Below are 15,755 nucleotides of genomic sequence, written 5' to 3' on the forward strand. Positions count from 1 at the left end.
TAAATTTCCGAATAAATAAAAAATCATAACTACCACGTTAAATAGCAGTTATGATATAAACTAAAAGCAAGTTTTAGTAATTATTTTGTTACCAGTAACAACATTAAAAAAGCTAAAGTGTCAAATAGAAAGTGAACTAAAAAGCTGACCCACATGTTGTCTGTTTTAATAAAAGCCCAATTTAACACTAAACGTGTGAATGCTAACCCCAAGATAACATAGCCTAAATTATAATCATAAGTAGATAAGTGTAATAATGAAAAAATTAAAGCTGAAGCGATATTGCCCCAGAATAACGGATGAGGCAAATGTATTGCACTAACTAATTGGGTGACTGCTAAAAGCGGCATGATTGCTAAGAATTCTTCACCCATAATTTGAATTGCGCTGCTAAAGCGCTGATAAATAAAGATTAGCCAAACATTGGGCGTGTTCATTGTCAGTCCGGCAGCAGCATTTCCTGACACCGAGCCGAATAGTTTTTGAGAAATCATTCCTGATAAAACAGAAACTATGTAAGCAAAAATAAAGAAAACTAATACCCACAGCCATTCTTTAGCGTGAGGAACATGGAAAAGTTCATGCCATTTTCGTCCAGTAGCAATTTGTACACCGATAATTTGAATTAGTAAAAAGACAGTTACTACCAAAATTTGAAAACCGGCGGCTACTAAAGTAGGATGATTTTCATCAAAAACTAAAAACTCCGGTACTTGTATACCAGGCATGATCAAGCAACAATAGGCTATTACATTTGTCAGTAGTATTATCAACCATTTTTGTCCAGATAATTTATCTGAATTTTTGAAATTATTTACCATTATAATTTACCTCTTTAAGTTTGATTTTATACTGATAATAAATAAAAAACAATTACTCCGCTTTCACATAAAAAGACATTATCAAGTAAGTAAAGTGGTGTCACATTAAAAGAGAGATGTATAGGCATTATACGGGACATATTCGCGCATAGCGCAGGCAAGTGGTGTTACAATTGGTTCTAGCAGGTATAAATGTTTAGAATATGTTTTATTATAATGTAAATCATGTACCTACATATCATCAGTTATATATACACAAATAAAGTTGGGTGTTGTTCATAAGGAGGTTTCTTATGAAAAGTGTCACAATTAACGACCAAGTTCTGCCAGCACTAGGTATTGGCACTTGGGAAATGGGAGATGATCCAGAAGTACAAGATGAGGAGATAAAAGCTATTCGTGCTGGTCTTGATGCTGGATTAAAGGTAATTGATACCGCCGAAATGTATGGCAATGGGCGTTCTGAATTACTGGTAGGCAAGGCTATAAAAAACTATCAGCGCTCTGATATCTTCTTAATTTCCAAAGTGCTGCCACAGAATGCTTCTGCAAAGAGAATGCGTCAAAGTTTGACTGCAAGTTTGCAGAGACTTCAAACCGATTATCTGGATTTATATCTTTATCATTGGCGGGGCATGGTCCCTTTAACAGAAACCGTGGCAGAACTGCAGTCTTTACAAGATGAAGGTCTTATTCGCTCTTGGGGCGTATCAAACTTTGATATTGCTGATATGCAAGAATTATGGCAACTGCCACATGGTAAAAACTGCGCGGTTAATGAGGATCTTTATAATTTAGAAACCAGAGGAATTGAGTTTAGTTTGCTTCCGTGGCAAAAAAAGCATCGTGTTCCTCTCATAGCTTATAGTCCGCTAGGTCGTGGACCCAAGATGGGTAGCACCATGATGCAAAATCAGGCTGTCTTAGAAGTAGCGGCTGAGCATCATGCCAGTGCATACCAGATTTTGTTAGCTTGGGTAATGCAACAGGACGAAACATTAGCCATTCCAAAAAGCAGTAGTTCAACTCACCTGTTATCAAATATGAAAGCTTTGGATATTGAATTGTCTGCTGCAGATTTACAGGAGTTAGAACATGCTTATCCTAAGCCGGATCATAAGGAACCATTAGCTATTTATTAAGAAAAAGACAGTGAATATTCACTGTCTTTTTTGTTTTTAAAAAATCGTCACGATTATGTCCCAAAGCATATGATAAACTATCGGAACCCAGATGTTTTTGCTTCTGATAAATAGCAGCTCGAATATCAAGCCCAAAATAAAAACACTGATAAAACCACCCGAGGTAAAATTAGCTACCAAAGTATGGGTCTGATACCAAATTGGCAAATGAATACACAAAAAGAGTAAATTGTTAACGATGAGAGCCAGCCAAGTTGACATTTTCTTAAGCAGAGCATTTAAAAGCCAACCGCGAAACACTAATTCTTCAGTAATTCCAACCACTAAAAATTTATCAATAAAATCACTGGCTCTAAAATTAGGATTAATTTTAAAACCGCCGTTTTCAAAGTAAAGTATAATAGCCAAATAGGTTACCATAATAAAGATACCAACTAAATATGGCCATAGCTTAAAACGATTTTTGAATAGTTGGGGATACCCGATTTTGAGTTGATGAGAATATTTTTTAATTAAAATAAATGCCGGGATACTCCAAGTAAGTAATTTGACTGATGAACTTAGTAAAACCTGTGCTAAAGTGTTGCTGGTATAACTCCAATATGCGAGTTCTTCAATCGTCCACCAAATGTAAAAGATGACGAGATATATTACTATAACTTTGTTAGAAACGGAATTTTTGGTGTTCATTTTTTTCCTTTGTTTAATCACTATTTAACATTTCATATTCTAATAGTAAATAATAGATTTGCAAACTGCTTTTTGTTACCAAAATGAACATTTTTGAAGTTTTACTGAGTGATAATCATTAAAAAACAGAAAAATAAAGCAAAAAAGCTTGAGTTCTCTCAGGCTTTTTCTGTACTCTTATAATGAATAAGAATTTGGGAAGTTAAATAATGAAAAATATTTTATTTCGGCTATATCTCAATTTAATGAGAAGCGGAGCTAAACTTACAAGGATCAAGGAAAATAAGGTAGTAATTTTGAATGGTGCCGGACGTTCCGGCTCTAACGGCTATCTGTTTGCCAAATATTTAAGACAGCACCATCCGGAATATGATGTTGCTTTGGTGGAACCTTGGCCATCCTCGCATTTACCGCTTAAAACTTGGAGACAAATTGGTGCAGCAAAATACATTTTTACGACACACCAACCGTTTAAAATTCACCGTAAGCAAATTAGCATCCAGTTTTGGCATGGTATTCCACTCAAGAGAATGGGCATCATGGCTAATAATACTGATTATAAAACTGATGCGCGCAATGCCAGATTATGGCGGCGAAATGCCGATATGGTTTGTTCCAGTTCGGATTTTTATGAAACTCTGATGAGTGCGTGCACTGGTATTGAGACCAGTAAGTATCGCCAAGTTGGCTTTCCCCGTCTTGACGCCTTAACCAGACCGGCAGTGACGAAAAAAGAACTTTTACAGCAATTATTTGGCCAAGATGATGTTCAGGCACAAATTGGAATTTTCATGCCCACATTTCGCTATGAAATGGCGGATGAAGAAATTATGAATCGCATTAAGGACGGTAATTTTTTGGCATTACCCGATTTTGATGTGGAAAAGCTGAATGCCAGTTTAAAGGCCAAAAACCAATTTTTAATTGTTAAATTGCATCCCTACGAAATGCGGTTATTCAAAAAGCAGCACAGTCATTTTTCAAATATCAGTTTTCTCAACAACGATTTTTTGTACGAACAGGACTTTGATTTGTACGAATTGCTGGGCAGCACTGATTTTCTGATCACTGACTTTTCTTCAATTTATTTTGACTATCTCAATTTGAATAAGCCTATTATTTTTATAACCGCGTATCTTGAGCAATATGAAAAAACTCGAGGGCTGCTATTTGGACCATTTAAAGAGGTAGTTCCCGGTAAATGTGTTAATACGCAAACGCAATTATTAGAAGCAGTTGCTGCTCCAGACCATTACCAAGCTAAAAGACAATATTGGCGCAATTTAACCAATGAGGTGCAGTCTGCTTCATATTGTGAGCAGGTTTTCACTTTAATGACAAAAAAATACTAGAGGGAGAATTGTGAAAAGAACTTTTTTAAATATTCTATATAATGCGGTTTACCAAATATTTCTAGTATTAGTACCTTTAATAACGGTTCCTTATCTTTCTAGAATTCTGGGTCCTAAAACTTACGGTATTTACAGCAATGTTAACAACATTGTGCAGTTTTTGATGATTTTTTGTACGCTTTCTGTTTCCTATATTGGTATGCGGACAATTTCTCAAATCAGAGCCTTTGGTAATCAGCAAGATTTGACTAAGGCATTCTGGGGCTTATGGTATTTTCAAGCAATTGCCGGAATTGTAACTATTGGTATTTTAATTGCTGTGACCAGCTTTTTTAAGATTAAGTACGGTCAATATTTATTGTTAATGGTGCCGTACCTGATTTCAGCTCAAGTAGATATTTCCTGGTTTTTTCAGGGATTGGCAGATTTTGGTCGGGTAGTTTTGAAAAATACTGCTGTTAAGTTGGTATCAGTGGTCCTAATCTTACTATTAGTAAAAAATCCGGGTGACTTGTGGAAGTACATGTTGATTATGTCAGTTTCTACAATGCTAGGATCGTTTGTTTTTTGGTTTGACATTCACCGCTATGTTGGTGGACCCGTCAAGCATTTTTATCAATACCGCGCAACTGTTAAAGCAATCATTACCCTTTTAATTCCGCAAATTGCCACCCAAATTTATACCTCGCTTGATAAACCGATATTAGGGCTGTTTCAAAATTCGACCCAAGTTGCTTATTACGATAATTCGCAACGAATTTCCAATATGGTTTTAGGAATTGTTACCAGTATCTCTTTAGTCATCATGCCTAAAATGGCGGGTGAAGGTAAAAAAGAACAAAGGGTCATTTTAAAAAAGTCTTTGGAAGCAACCGTGATGCTGGGGACATTATTTGCAGTCATCATAATGGCTAATACTAAAGAATTTGTGCCCTTCTTTTTTGGTCATAAATTTATTCCCATGACGCCGTTGATGTTTTTCTTTGCGTTGACAATCATTATGATTCCTACAGGCGGGGTATTTGCCAATCAATTTGCACTTGCTAATCACCGAGATCGTGACTATGCTATTCCAGTGATAGTCGGCGCTGTGTTAGAAGTGTTATTGAGCTACTTTCTAGATCAGCTTTACGGTGCCACGGGGGCAATGATCGCGATCTTAATCACCGAGTTCATTGTGTTAATCTTGCGTTTGTGGATAGTTCGCGACGGCTATGATTTTAAATACTCTTTTCGTGAAATTCCCAAATATTTTATAATTGCCATTATTGTTTTAGCAGTCGGGCTCTTTTTACCACAAATGTTTGCTTCTGCTTTTCTTAATATGTTATTCAAGTCAATTATTATGTTTGTTTTGTACATTGCCTTGATGTTTTTGTTTAAACTTGATTTTAACCAAGACATAATATTGTTATTGAAAAAATTTTTTACTCGAGGTTAGTTATGATTCCGAAAATAATTCATTATGTATGGGTAGGGGGCAATCCCAAACCCAAGAATATTCAGCGCTGTATGAAAACTTGGTCAAAACATTTGCAAGACTATCAGATTATTGAGTGGAATGAGCATAATTTTGACATTCACGAAAATAAATATGTTGAGCAGGCTTATCAAGCAAAAAAATGGGCGTTTGTTTCCGACTATATCAGGGCTAAGGCCGTTTACGAAATGGGCGGCATTTATATGGATACTGACGTCTTGGTGCTGGATGATTTGCATGATTTATTAAATAATAAGGCATTTGTTGGTTTTGAAAATAAAGATAATCCGTTTACGGCAGTCTTTGGAGCTGAAAAGGGACATCCTCTCATTCAGGACATGCTTTCTTATTATGATGACCGCAACTTTAACTTTGATAAGCAAGACCAACTGGCAGGCGTTAATACGGTTTCTGTGTCTGATATTTTAAAAAATAAGTATGGTGCCCAACCAAATAACCAAGAGCAGGAGTTGCAAGCAGGAATCCATGTTTATCCTGATGGCGTTTTGTGCAATCCATCAGACCAGTCAAAAACTATTCACGTATTCACCGGCACGTGGATGGAAGGTGCTAAGCCTTTAAAAAGAAAATTAGTTACGGCTTTAAAAGTAAGGATTAAGACTAAAAAAGAGGCAGCTCTTTATGCCAAACTTTTCAGATAATATGACTGCAGCAGAATTGCAAAATTTAGTGGAGCAAGTGTCTCTCAAGTATTTTGGCAGGCAATTTAACCACCAAGTAAAAATTAATTACCGGATGACCACAACCGGTGGCCGCTATCATTTAGACGATCATCATATTGAGATTAACGCCCATTTTTTAGCACCACAATATTTCCGGGAATTAATTGGCATTATTAAACACGAATTAACCCATTATCACTTGCATTTAAGTCATCAAGGCTACCGTCATCAAGATCAAGATTTTAAAACTTTGCTTAGTGCAGTAGGAGGCTCGCGCTATGCACCGGATATTGGCTTAAAAAGGACTAGGAAAGCAAAATATTTATATGTTTGCACCAAATGCGGCCAAGAGTTTTTACGTGTCCGGCGGCTCAACTTGCGGCGCTTTGCCTGTGGCAGATGTGGCGGAAAATTAAAATTGTTGAAGCAGAATTTAGCTATTAATTTACACTAAAAATCTTTTGCTATAATTTGACATTTTGTTAGGTACCAAACTATAATGAAATTATAACTATTAGGTACCTAACTTTTTTAATTTAAAGGAGATTAATTATGAGTGAATTAAGTGATGATTTAATGAGACAGCTTCATTACATAATGCGTGCCAGTCGTTATTATTTATATCAGAACAAGGTACCAATATCAGGGCAAAAACGGGTTTTAGCAGTCTTAAAACTTGAAGATGGCTTATCGCAAAATTACTTAGCGGAGATTCTGGCTCTTAAACCGGGTTCTCTTGCTGAATTATTGAAAAAAATGGAACTAAAAGGCGATATTACCCGTAAAACTGATGAGCAAGATAAACGGATAAAACGGGTTTATTTAACTGATTCTGGAAGAGAAAAGGCTAATAAATTAAAGCTGTGGGTAGATAAGCGGGATACTGAACCATTTTTTGCTGGTCTAACAGAGAAAGAACAGGAGCAACTAAGACAATTATTGGAAAAAATAAGCAATAATTGGGATGATGACTTCAAAGAAAAGATGGGGGAAATGATTGATCCGGCAGACCGCATGGCAAAGTTTAAGAAATGGTGTAAATATGCGGCAGATCATGATTGTTCTAAAGAGGAGCTACATAAAATGTGTAAACATATGCCAAAACACCATCATTGTCGCCCTGATTTTGATATGGATGATGAGTGTGTGCGGAATTATTGTAAATTTCGTAAAATGCACAAATACAACCGCGACTTTTACCCTAAATGCTGGCATAATGAAAATGAAGATTTATAATTAGGAAATAAAATAAAAAGTTTTTCAATAGATAATTGAAAGACTTTTTATTTAGTCTAAATTCAGAAAGCCGGTATCCTAGATGGCATTCAAGTCACGTCAAGATAAAACGCAAATGGTTAAACTTAGTGATTTTTTAGAACTCTTAAAAAGCTTAAACGTTAAGAAATCATTATTTGCACTCGGGTTAATACTTAGTTTAATTACCAGTGTTGCTAATTTGGCTTTGCCTTTGCTGACTAAGGTGTTGGTCGATACAAGCAAATGGAATAATTTTAATTATTCAAGTTTAGTAATTATTATTGTTGTTTTTGTTTTGCAGTTAATTCTGGGAACTTTGGGCGGCTATGTTTTGCGTTATTTTGGCGAGAGCGTAGTCAAGTGTTTGCGTGAACGCCTTTGGGAGCATTTGCTTAAACTGCCAGTGACTTATTTTGATGAAAACAAAGTCGGCGAAAGCAGCTCTCGGCTAGTGAATGATACGGGAATTATTAAAGACTTACTGGCCTCACAATTTCCCAATTTTATTACCGGTGCTATTCAGCTTTTATTTTCACTAATTATCTTGGTAGTCATGGATTGGCAAATGGCAACACTCATGTTTACGGTCGTGCCCGTTGTGGTAATTATTTTACTGCCAGTGGGGCGCATAATGGTGCGTTTAGGACGCAAGCTGCAATCAGCAACTGCCGAGTTTAATGGCGCTGTCAGTGAAAAACTATCCGAAGTCCGTTTGATAAAATCCAGTAATGGTGAAGCGTGCGAACAAAAAGCGGGCAATAAGATGATCCAAAGAATCTTTGGCATCGGGGTGCTCGACGCGCGGGTCGAAGCTGTATTGCAGCCAATTATCATGACCTTGATGATGGCTGCCTTCGCTGGTATTTTAGCTTTTGGCATTATCAGAGTGGGTCAAGGATCATTAACAAGTGGTTCATTAGTGGCTTTTCTGCTTTATTTATTTAATGTAATTGCACCGGTTGCCAATTTTGCGACTTTCTTTTCTCAAATTCAAAAAGCTTTGGGATCAACCGAACGTATTCAGGCAATTTTAAAGATTAAGCCTGAACAAAATTTGTCGCACCAAACTTGCGATTTAACTAATAAAACTCTCACCGCTCAAAAAGTTAGTTTTAGTTACAAAAAAGGCGAACCGGTTTTACAGTCAATTTCCTTTACTGCTAAACCTAACTCGGTAATCGCTTTTGTAGGACCAAGTGGCGGCGGCAAATCTACCATTTTTTCTTTATTAGAGCGTTTCTACCATCCGGATAGCGGTCAATTTACTATTGCAGGCCAAAATATTCAGGATATTGATTTGGTTAACTGGCGTAGCCAAATAGGGTATGTTTCACAAAACAGTGCAATATTTTCTGGAACAATCCGTGATAATTTGGTTTATGGGTTAAATCAAAAATTAACTGACAATGAGCTGTGGCATGGACTTGCTTTGGCCTATGCTGATCATTTTGTGCGAGCATTTCCTGACCAAATGGAAACTGAAATTGGCGAGAGAGGAATTAAACTATCAGGCGGACAAAAGCAGCGCTTAGCCATTGCCCGTGCCTTTTTAAGAAATCCTAAAATATTGATGCTGGATGAAGCTACTGCCAGCCTTGATTCAGAATCAGAGGGCAAAGTACAGCAGGCTCTTGACAAATTGATGGTCAACCGTACCACGTTGGTCATTGCTCACAGGCTCGCTACAATTGTTAATGCCGACCAAATTTATTTTGTTGAGCATGGTAGAATAACAGGTCACGGTACTCACCATGAATTGATGCAAAATCACAGCTTGTATGCCCGGTATGTCAATGAGCAAATGGTAAATTAAACCATTTTTAGCTAAAATGAGTAAGAAAAGTCTTGTGTTAAAGTTAATTTTGGGTTATAGTATTGAATGTGTTGCGGGCATGGCGGAATGGTAGACGCGCAAGACTAAGGATCTTGTGATCGTTTTTAGATCGTGGAAGTTCGAGTCTTCTTGCCCGCATAAAACTTATTGGAGCTGAAGCTCCTTTTTTTGTGCCCTAATTTAAAGAACCAAAGAAAGTATAATTTTTACTATTTTTATTTTAAAAATTAATTACATTGCATAATTTACAGCCAATAGAGGTTATACTTAATTAAGAGAATTTTTTAAAGCAAGGGAAAATCTATGGCGAGAAAACGAAAAAGCAGAAAATTATCTAACACAGCGATCATTATCCGCACGTTTATTATTTTATTTGCACTTATTGTTGCGTTTGCAGCTTTTCGCTATTATCGTCGTCAGGCAATTCAGTCAGAGCAAATTAGACAAGAGCAGCTTGCTCGCGAAGAAGCCAGACAAAAAATAATTAGACAGCATAAAGCTTTTATTAGGGAGATTGGACCAATAGCCAAGGAAGTTGATAAGTCCTTTGATTTATTACCCAGCATTACAATAGCTCAAGCCTGTCTTGAAAGCGATTATGGCAAGAGTGACCTTTCGCAAAAATATAATAATTTATTTGGTGTCAAGGGCAATAATCCCAATACTTCGGCTGTTTTAAAAACTAAAGAATTTGAAAAGGGTAAGTGGATTATCGTTAAAGCCCGCTTTCAAATTTATGACTCTTATGAGGCTTCTATCAGGGCCCATGCGCGGCTGTTTCAAAAAGGAACCAGCTGGGATGCTAACCAATACAGCCATGTTTTAGCTGCCAAAAATTATCGGGCACAGGCACGCGCCTTGGTTAAAGATGGCTATGCCACTGACCCTAATTATGCTGATAAATTAATCAAATTAATTGAAGAATACAATCTTGACCGTTTTGACAAATAGAGTGCAATCAACTCCAAATATGGTCATGATTTTTGGTACAATAGAATAGTTATAAATTTTCGGGGTGAAAGGATTCAGAATGAACGCAGAATCAATTTTGACAGGATTAAATCCACAACAAAAAAAGGCAGTTAAGATTACGGAAGGACCATTATTGGTTGTTGCGGGAGCCGGTTCTGGCAAAACATCTGTGTTAACTCGCCGAATTGCTTATTTGGTTGCTGAAAAAGAGGTTGCGCCCTGGAATATTTTAGCCATTACTTTCACTAATAAAGCAGCTAGTGAAATGAGACAAAGAGAACAAAAATTACTGGGTGCCCGTGCCGATAGCATTTGGATGTCTACTTTTCATGCTCTTTGTGTACGTATTTTAAGGCGAGATGCTGAAAAAATCGGCTATACTGGTAATTTTTCAATTGCTGATTCTGCAGAGCAGCTTACGTTGATTAAGCACATTGAAAAAGAGCAAAATATTAACCCGAAGATGTATGAACCTAGAAGAGTCTTAGCGGCAATTTCTAACGGTAAGAATGATTTGCTCACGCCAGATGCCTATGCAGCTAGTGCAGCTTCACCTTTTGAAAAGATAACTGCAAGGGTATATCAGGAATACCAGAGACGCTTAAAGCACGATCAAATTATGGATTTTGATGATTTGATTATGCAGACTTTGGTTTTATTCAAGAGCGATAGTACGGTTTTACATTATTATCAAAACAAGTTTCGCTATATCTTGGTAGATGAGTACCAGGATACTAATCAAGCCCAATACGAATTATGTCACGCACTGGCAGCCCAATACAAAAATATTTGTGTTGTGGGCGATGCCGATCAGTCAATCTATGGTTGGCGCGGCGCTAATATGGAAAATATTATGAATTTTGAGCAAGACTATCGTGATGCCGGTGTTCAAACAGTTAAGCTTGAACAAAATTATCGCTCAACAGGTCATATTTTAGCTGCTGCAAATGCGGTTATTAAGAATAATAGTCACCGTAAGGCTAAGAATTTGTGGACTGATCAGGGTGAGGGTGCCAAAGTAACATATTATCGTGCTCAAAGCGGCGATGATGAAGCCCATTTTATTATTGCTAAAATTCAGGAAGAAGTTAAAACTAAAAAGCGGTCTTACAATGATTTTGCGGTTTTATACCGTACAAATGCGCAATCCAGAACTGTAGAAGAGTCTTTTGTAAAGTCAAATGTGCCTTACCAAATAGTTGGTGGTCATAAATTCTATGATAGAAAAGAAATTATGGACATTATGGCTTATTTGAAGCTGGTAGCTAATCCGAGTGACACAATGAGTTTTAACCGGATTATTAATACACCCAAAAGAGGTATTGGACCAGTGAGCGTACGCCGCTTTTTAGATTTTGCCCAAGAAAATAATTTGATGCTTCTCGAAACGTTTAATCATCTAAATATGTCGGGCGTTTCACCTCGCGCCGCCGCCAAATTGAGCGACTTCGGAGCTAAATTGCGTGATGCAATTAGTTATGCTGCAGGTCATAGCGTTACCGGTCTAACTGAAAAAGTCCTGCAGGATTTTGGCTATACAGCTGCGCTTAAGTCTGAGCATACTATTGAGGCTGAAACCAGACTGGAAAACCTTGATGAATTTCTATCGGTAACAAAGCGTTTTGATGATGAATATGAGGATAGTGCTGCAGGTGACAACGCACTTAGCGATTTTTTAGCGGAAGTGTCCCTTTTAAGTGATCAAGATGATTTAGCCAATAATGATGATCAAGTAGCATTGATGACCTTGCATGCGGCAAAAGGCTTGGAATTTCCAGTGGTCTTTTTAGTCGGAATGGAAGACGGACTCTTTCCTTTGTCAAGGTCTTTAATGGAAGACGACCAGCTGGAAGAAGAAAGACGACTGGCCTATGTTGGCATTACCAGGGCTAAACAAGAGTTGTTTTTAACTAACGCATATTCTCGGATGATGTACGGGCGGATGCAAAATAACCTGCCTTCAAGATTTTTGGCAGAAATTGATCAAGAAGATTTGAACACCGAAAATTCTGTGCCAATTGACTTAACTAGTACCAATTTTCAAACTACAACAGCACCATTTGCTAATAGTGATGAGCGTGCTCGGGCACAGGTATATACACCCAAAGTCAAACCATCTGGAGCCGTTGGCGCCGAGAAGAAGGGCTGGAACATTGGAGACCAAGTTGAACATAAAGCTTGGGGTAAAGGCGTTGTCACCAAAGTTAACGGTAAAGGTGAAGATATGGAGCTCGATATTGCATTTAGTGGTAAAGGAATCAAACGGCTTCTTGCAGCATTTGCACCAATTAAAAAGGTATAATAAAAATAGAAGTTTAAATATATTTTTTAATCGGGAGGAAGAAAATGGCTGATTTAACTCTTGATGAAGCCAGAAAAGAAGTTGCTGCGCTGAGAGATAAGTTGGACGAATGGGCCAACGCATATTACACGAAGGATACCCCAGAGGTAGAAGATAATGTGTATGACAAAAATTATAATCGCTTAGTTCAATTAGAGCAGGAATTCCCTCAGCTGGTGTCTCAAGATTCCATAACGCAAAAAGTTGGTGGACAAATTGACAACCAGTTCACTAAAGTGACCCATGAGATTCCAATGCTTTCAATGGGCGACGTCTTTTCTAAAGAAGAACTCCAAGAATTTGATGATCGTGTTCGAAAACAAATTGGTCATGAAGTTGCTTATAATGTGGAATTAAAAATCGATGGCTTATCGATTGCGTTAGAATACACTGATGGCAAATTAACTAGGGCATCTACTAGAGGTAACGGTCAAGTCGGTGAAGATGTTACTCCCAATGCCAAATTTATTTCAGATATTCCGCAAACTCTACCAGAAAAATTGACCACAGAAGTTCGTGGTGAGTGCTACATGGGTAAAGAGCCTTTTGCCAAGCTTAATGCTGAACGCGACGAAAAAGGTGAGTCGGTTTTTGCCAACCCCCGTAACGCTGCTGCTGGTTCTTTACGGCAACTGGATGCAAGTATCACTAAGCACCGGCATTTAAGTACATTTATTTACACTTGGGTTAATCCACCGCAAGAAATCACAAGCCAGCATCAGGCAATTGAGAAAATGACCCAGCTGGGTTTTCATACTAATCAAACTGGTCGAAGAATTGCTAAAATGTCTGAAATCTTCGCTTTTATTGATGAATATACGGCAAAAAGAAATTCTCTGGATTATGGTATTGATGGGATCGTCTTAAAGGTTGATGATTTGAATTTACAACAAGATTTGGGTAATACGGTCAAAGTACCACGTTGGGAAATAGCTTATAAATTTCCGCCGGAGGAGCAGCAAACAGTGGTTTATGAAATTAAGTGGACAGTTGGTCGTACAGGTGTCGTAACGCCAACCGCAATCATGGATCCGGTGCAACTTGCTGGTACAACTGTTTCTCATGCTGTTTTGCATAACGCCGATTTATTACGGCAAAAAGATGTGCGCATTGGGGACACCGTTATGTTGCACAAAGCGGGCGATATTATTCCTGAAATTTCAGAAGTAGTTCTGGCTAAAAGACCTAAGGATGCACAACCATATCCTATTCCTACTTCTTGTCCATCATGTGGTGAAAAATTAATTCACTTAAAAGACGAAGTGGCGCTGCGGTGTGTTAATCCTTCTTGCCCAGCACAAATTGAGGAGGGTATTACTCACTTTGCCTCCAGACCCGCAATGAATATTGATGGTTTGGGACCAAAAATTGTCAGACAGTTAATTAAAAATGATCTGGTCCATAATGTAGCTGATTTGTACCATTTACAAGCTGCAGACTTGGAAAAATTAGATCATTTCAAAGACAAAGCGATTAGCAACTTATTGAATGCGATTAATAACTCAAAGAGTAATTCTGTTGAATTGCTGCTGACGGGATTAGGCATTGATCATGTTGGCGCCAAAGCTGCTCGTTTGATAGCACAAAAGTTTAAAAATATGGCAAAGATTATGTCAGCGGACGTGCAAGAAGTAGCTTCAATCGCTACAATAGGCATGACAATTGCAGAATCTTTGACTACTTATTTTGCCCAAAGTGAAGTGGTGGAATTAGTTAACGAACTTAAGACCAGTGGAGTTAATATGGATTATTTGGGTAAAAGCCCTGAAGCTGTAGCGGCAGATATTCCTGATAACGATTTTAAAGGTAAAACCGTTGTTTTGACAGGTACTCTGGCACACTATACCAGAAGTCAATTTACTCAGAAGTTACAATCCCTTGGCGCAAAAGTAACTGGTTCTGTTTCTGGTAAAACTGATTATGTTATCTATGGTCAAGATGCTGGTTCCAAGTTTACAAAAGCACAGAAGCTAGGCGTGCAATTATTGACTGAAGAAGAAGCGATTGCCAAAGTTAAATAAAGGAACGTTTAAAGTGAAAAAATACTTGCAAATATTAGCACTTCTGGGAACATCGCTCTGTTTGACGGCATGTGGAAATTTAAAAAATTCCGACTTGGCCAACAACGCGAAAACTTCTTCAAATTCTAATGCGAAAAGTTATCAAACTACTGACACAGGTAATAATGGTTATACTGTTTTACTCAAAAATGGGCATTATGTTACAAGTCCGATAGCTGGTCTGACTGCAACTAATAATAATAATTCAGTTGATTCACGCGAACTGGAGCGCGGTTTAGTAGATATTTCTAAAGGCGTCTATTCAACTAATTCTTATGTTTTCCAAGAAGGACAGTACATCACTGCCAATATGGCAAATGAGTGGCTTGGTCGAAAATCTAAAAACAATCCAAGTGGACTTAATCCTGAAGCAGGGACTAAGAAAAATTATCGGCCCTATTATCTAGAAGAAATTTTTGAACAGGATTATTTAACAGGTTCTGGTTCGAATTATCATATCGGTGGCATTAGTATTGGCTTGGCAATTAACTCAATTGACTACTACCAAAAGGTAAAGGATGGCCCCGAATATCAAGCTGAAATTTCCCGTTCTCAGCAAAAGCAATTTGGTCAACAAGCAGCCGAAAAAATTGTTTCCCGCCTGCGCAAGAAAAAGGCTTTAAAAAAAGTTCCAATTACTGTAGGTCTTTTTGCTAAAGAAAGTAAAGACTCATTAGTAGCAGGAACTTACTTTTTAAGCGGGACAGCGGCTGCCAATAGTAGTAAAATAACTAAATGGAAAACTATTGATACCCAAGCAGAAGTATTGCCTACAGTTGGCAATAAAAAAGCAATCAACAGCAGTGATGCCTCAAGCTTCAATAGTTTCAAGGAATCTATTCAAAATTATTTCCCTAACGTTAGCGGAGTAACGGCAACATTACGCTACGAGAATGGTAAATTAGCCCAGGAAAACATTTCAATTACTACTCAATTTTATGGGTATGAACAAATTCAAAGTTTTACTAGGTTAGTGTTATCAACTGCGAAAAAATATCTGGCAAATAATGTACCGATTGAAATCAAAATTGGCTCTGTTAATGATATTCAAGCACTAGTTGCCAAGGAAACGGGAGATAGTGGTTATCAAGTTCATATTTATGGTGGCGAATAAGGAGGTATA

General features: G+C 37.6%; 13 protein-coding genes and 1 tRNA gene. 12 read left to right on the forward strand and 2 right to left on the reverse strand.

The features are described from left to right. Window positions 1-80: 80 nt before the first annotated feature. Window positions 81-821 (reverse strand): CPBP family intramembrane glutamic endopeptidase, encoded by a 741-nt coding sequence (locus JF73_RS09300; protein ID WP_052727762.1) that lies wholly within the window; start codon window positions 819-821, stop codon window positions 81-83. A gap of 293 nt (window positions 822-1,114) precedes the next feature. Here JF73_RS09300 and JF73_RS02455 point away from each other — a divergent pair, with 293 nt between their 5' ends. Further along, window positions 1,115-1,963, forward strand: coding sequence for an aldo/keto reductase (locus JF73_RS02455; protein ID WP_046326837.1), 849 nt, complete (start codon window positions 1,115-1,117; stop codon window positions 1,961-1,963). A gap of 36 nt (window positions 1,964-1,999) precedes the next feature. Here the strand turns inward: JF73_RS02455 and JF73_RS09305 are convergent, their stop codons facing one another. After that, window positions 2,000-2,653: a CPBP family intramembrane glutamic endopeptidase gene (locus tag JF73_RS09305; RefSeq protein ID WP_052727763.1), complete on the reverse strand. Its 654-nt coding sequence runs from the start codon at window positions 2,651-2,653 to the stop codon at window positions 2,000-2,002. 209 nt (window positions 2,654-2,862) lie between these two features. On the opposite strand from JF73_RS09305, the gene JF73_RS02465 reads away from it, so the two are divergent. From JF73_RS02465 to JF73_RS02515, 11 genes are all read left to right on the forward strand, one after another. Continuing rightward, a complete protein-coding gene (locus JF73_RS02465) occupies window positions 2,863-4,005 on the forward strand; it encodes a CDP-glycerol--glycerophosphate glycerophosphotransferase (RefSeq protein ID WP_046326838.1) in 1,143 nt (380 codons plus the stop codon). 10 nt (window positions 4,006-4,015) lie between these two features. Then, complete coding sequence (locus tag JF73_RS02470; RefSeq protein WP_046326839.1) at window positions 4,016-5,446, forward strand: oligosaccharide flippase family protein; 1,431 nt, start codon at window positions 4,016-4,018, stop codon at window positions 5,444-5,446. Between the two features lie 2 nt (window positions 5,447-5,448). Then, window positions 5,449-6,147 (forward strand): glycosyltransferase family 32 protein, encoded by a 699-nt coding sequence (locus JF73_RS02475; protein WP_046326840.1) that lies wholly within the window; start codon window positions 5,449-5,451, stop codon window positions 6,145-6,147. Between the two features lies 1 nt (window position 6,148). Beyond that, window positions 6,149-6,622 (forward strand): SprT family protein, encoded by a 474-nt coding sequence (locus tag JF73_RS02480; RefSeq protein WP_046327383.1) that lies wholly within the window; start codon window positions 6,149-6,151, stop codon window positions 6,620-6,622. A 98-nt stretch (window positions 6,623-6,720) separates the two neighbouring features. After that, window positions 6,721-7,404 carry a MarR family winged helix-turn-helix transcriptional regulator gene (locus JF73_RS02485; RefSeq protein WP_046326841.1) on the forward strand — a complete coding sequence of 228 codons (684 nt, stop codon included), beginning with the start codon at window positions 6,721-6,723 and terminating at the stop codon, window positions 7,402-7,404. An 82-nt stretch (window positions 7,405-7,486) separates the two neighbouring features. After that, the gene (locus tag JF73_RS02490; protein ID WP_046326842.1) at window positions 7,487-9,238 is read left to right on the forward strand and encodes an ABC transporter ATP-binding protein; all 1,752 of its coding nucleotides are present in this window, start codon (window positions 7,487-7,489) and stop codon (window positions 9,236-9,238) included. Between the two features lie 73 nt (window positions 9,239-9,311). Further along, a tRNA-Leu gene (locus JF73_RS02495) sits at window positions 9,312-9,397 on the forward strand. A gap of 165 nt (window positions 9,398-9,562) precedes the next feature. Beyond that, a complete protein-coding gene (locus tag JF73_RS02500; RefSeq protein ID WP_038521656.1) occupies window positions 9,563-10,210 on the forward strand; it encodes a glycoside hydrolase family 73 protein in 648 nt (215 codons plus the stop codon). A 79-nt stretch (window positions 10,211-10,289) separates the two neighbouring features. Continuing rightward, window positions 10,290-12,533: a DNA helicase PcrA gene (pcrA, locus tag JF73_RS02505; RefSeq protein ID WP_046326843.1), complete on the forward strand. Its 2,244-nt coding sequence runs from the start codon at window positions 10,290-10,292 to the stop codon at window positions 12,531-12,533. A 44-nt stretch (window positions 12,534-12,577) separates the two neighbouring features. Then, the gene (ligA, locus tag JF73_RS02510; protein WP_046326844.1) at window positions 12,578-14,593 is read left to right on the forward strand and encodes an NAD-dependent DNA ligase LigA; all 2,016 of its coding nucleotides are present in this window, start codon (window positions 12,578-12,580) and stop codon (window positions 14,591-14,593) included. A gap of 13 nt (window positions 14,594-14,606) precedes the next feature. Further along, entirely contained in the window at window positions 14,607-15,746 is a 1,140-nt protein-coding gene (locus JF73_RS02515) for a CamS family sex pheromone protein (protein ID WP_046327384.1), read from the forward strand. Window positions 15,747-15,755: the final 9 nt, after the last annotated feature.

This window comes from Lactobacillus helsingborgensis, assembly GCF_000970855.1.
GTDB lineage: Bacteria > Bacillota > Bacilli > Lactobacillales > Lactobacillaceae > Lactobacillus > Lactobacillus helsingborgensis.

What these genes read in the sequence shown, in the direction of transcription:
- ligA (WP_046326844.1), top strand. Translation starts at nt 12,578, where the DNA reads ATGGCTGATTTAACTCTTGATGAAGCCAGAAAAGAAGTTGCTGCGCTG.
- JF73_RS02490 (WP_046326842.1), top strand. Translation starts at nt 7,487, where the DNA reads ATGGCATTCAAGTCACGTCAAGATAAAACGCAAATGGTTAAACTTAGT.
- JF73_RS02500 (WP_038521656.1), top strand. Translation starts at nt 9,563, where the DNA reads ATGGCGAGAAAACGAAAAAGCAGAAAATTATCTAACACAGCGATCATT.
- JF73_RS02480 (WP_046327383.1), top strand. Translation starts at nt 6,149, where the DNA reads ATGACTGCAGCAGAATTGCAAAATTTAGTGGAGCAAGTGTCTCTCAAG.
- JF73_RS02455 (WP_046326837.1), top strand. Translation starts at nt 1,115, where the DNA reads ATGAAAAGTGTCACAATTAACGACCAAGTTCTGCCAGCACTAGGTATT.
- JF73_RS02485 (WP_046326841.1), top strand. Translation starts at nt 6,721, where the DNA reads ATGAGTGAATTAAGTGATGATTTAATGAGACAGCTTCATTACATAATG.
- JF73_RS09300 (WP_052727762.1), bottom strand. Translation starts at nt 821, where the DNA reads ATGGTAAATAATTTCAAAAATTCAGATAAATTATCTGGACAAAAATGG.
- pcrA (WP_046326843.1), top strand. Translation starts at nt 10,290, where the DNA reads ATGAACGCAGAATCAATTTTGACAGGATTAAATCCACAACAAAAAAAG.
- JF73_RS09305 (WP_052727763.1), bottom strand. Translation starts at nt 2,653, where the DNA reads ATGAACACCAAAAATTCCGTTTCTAACAAAGTTATAGTAATATATCTC.
- JF73_RS02465 (WP_046326838.1), top strand. Translation starts at nt 2,863, where the DNA reads ATGAAAAATATTTTATTTCGGCTATATCTCAATTTAATGAGAAGCGGA.
- JF73_RS02475 (WP_046326840.1), top strand. Translation starts at nt 5,449, where the DNA reads ATGATTCCGAAAATAATTCATTATGTATGGGTAGGGGGCAATCCCAAA.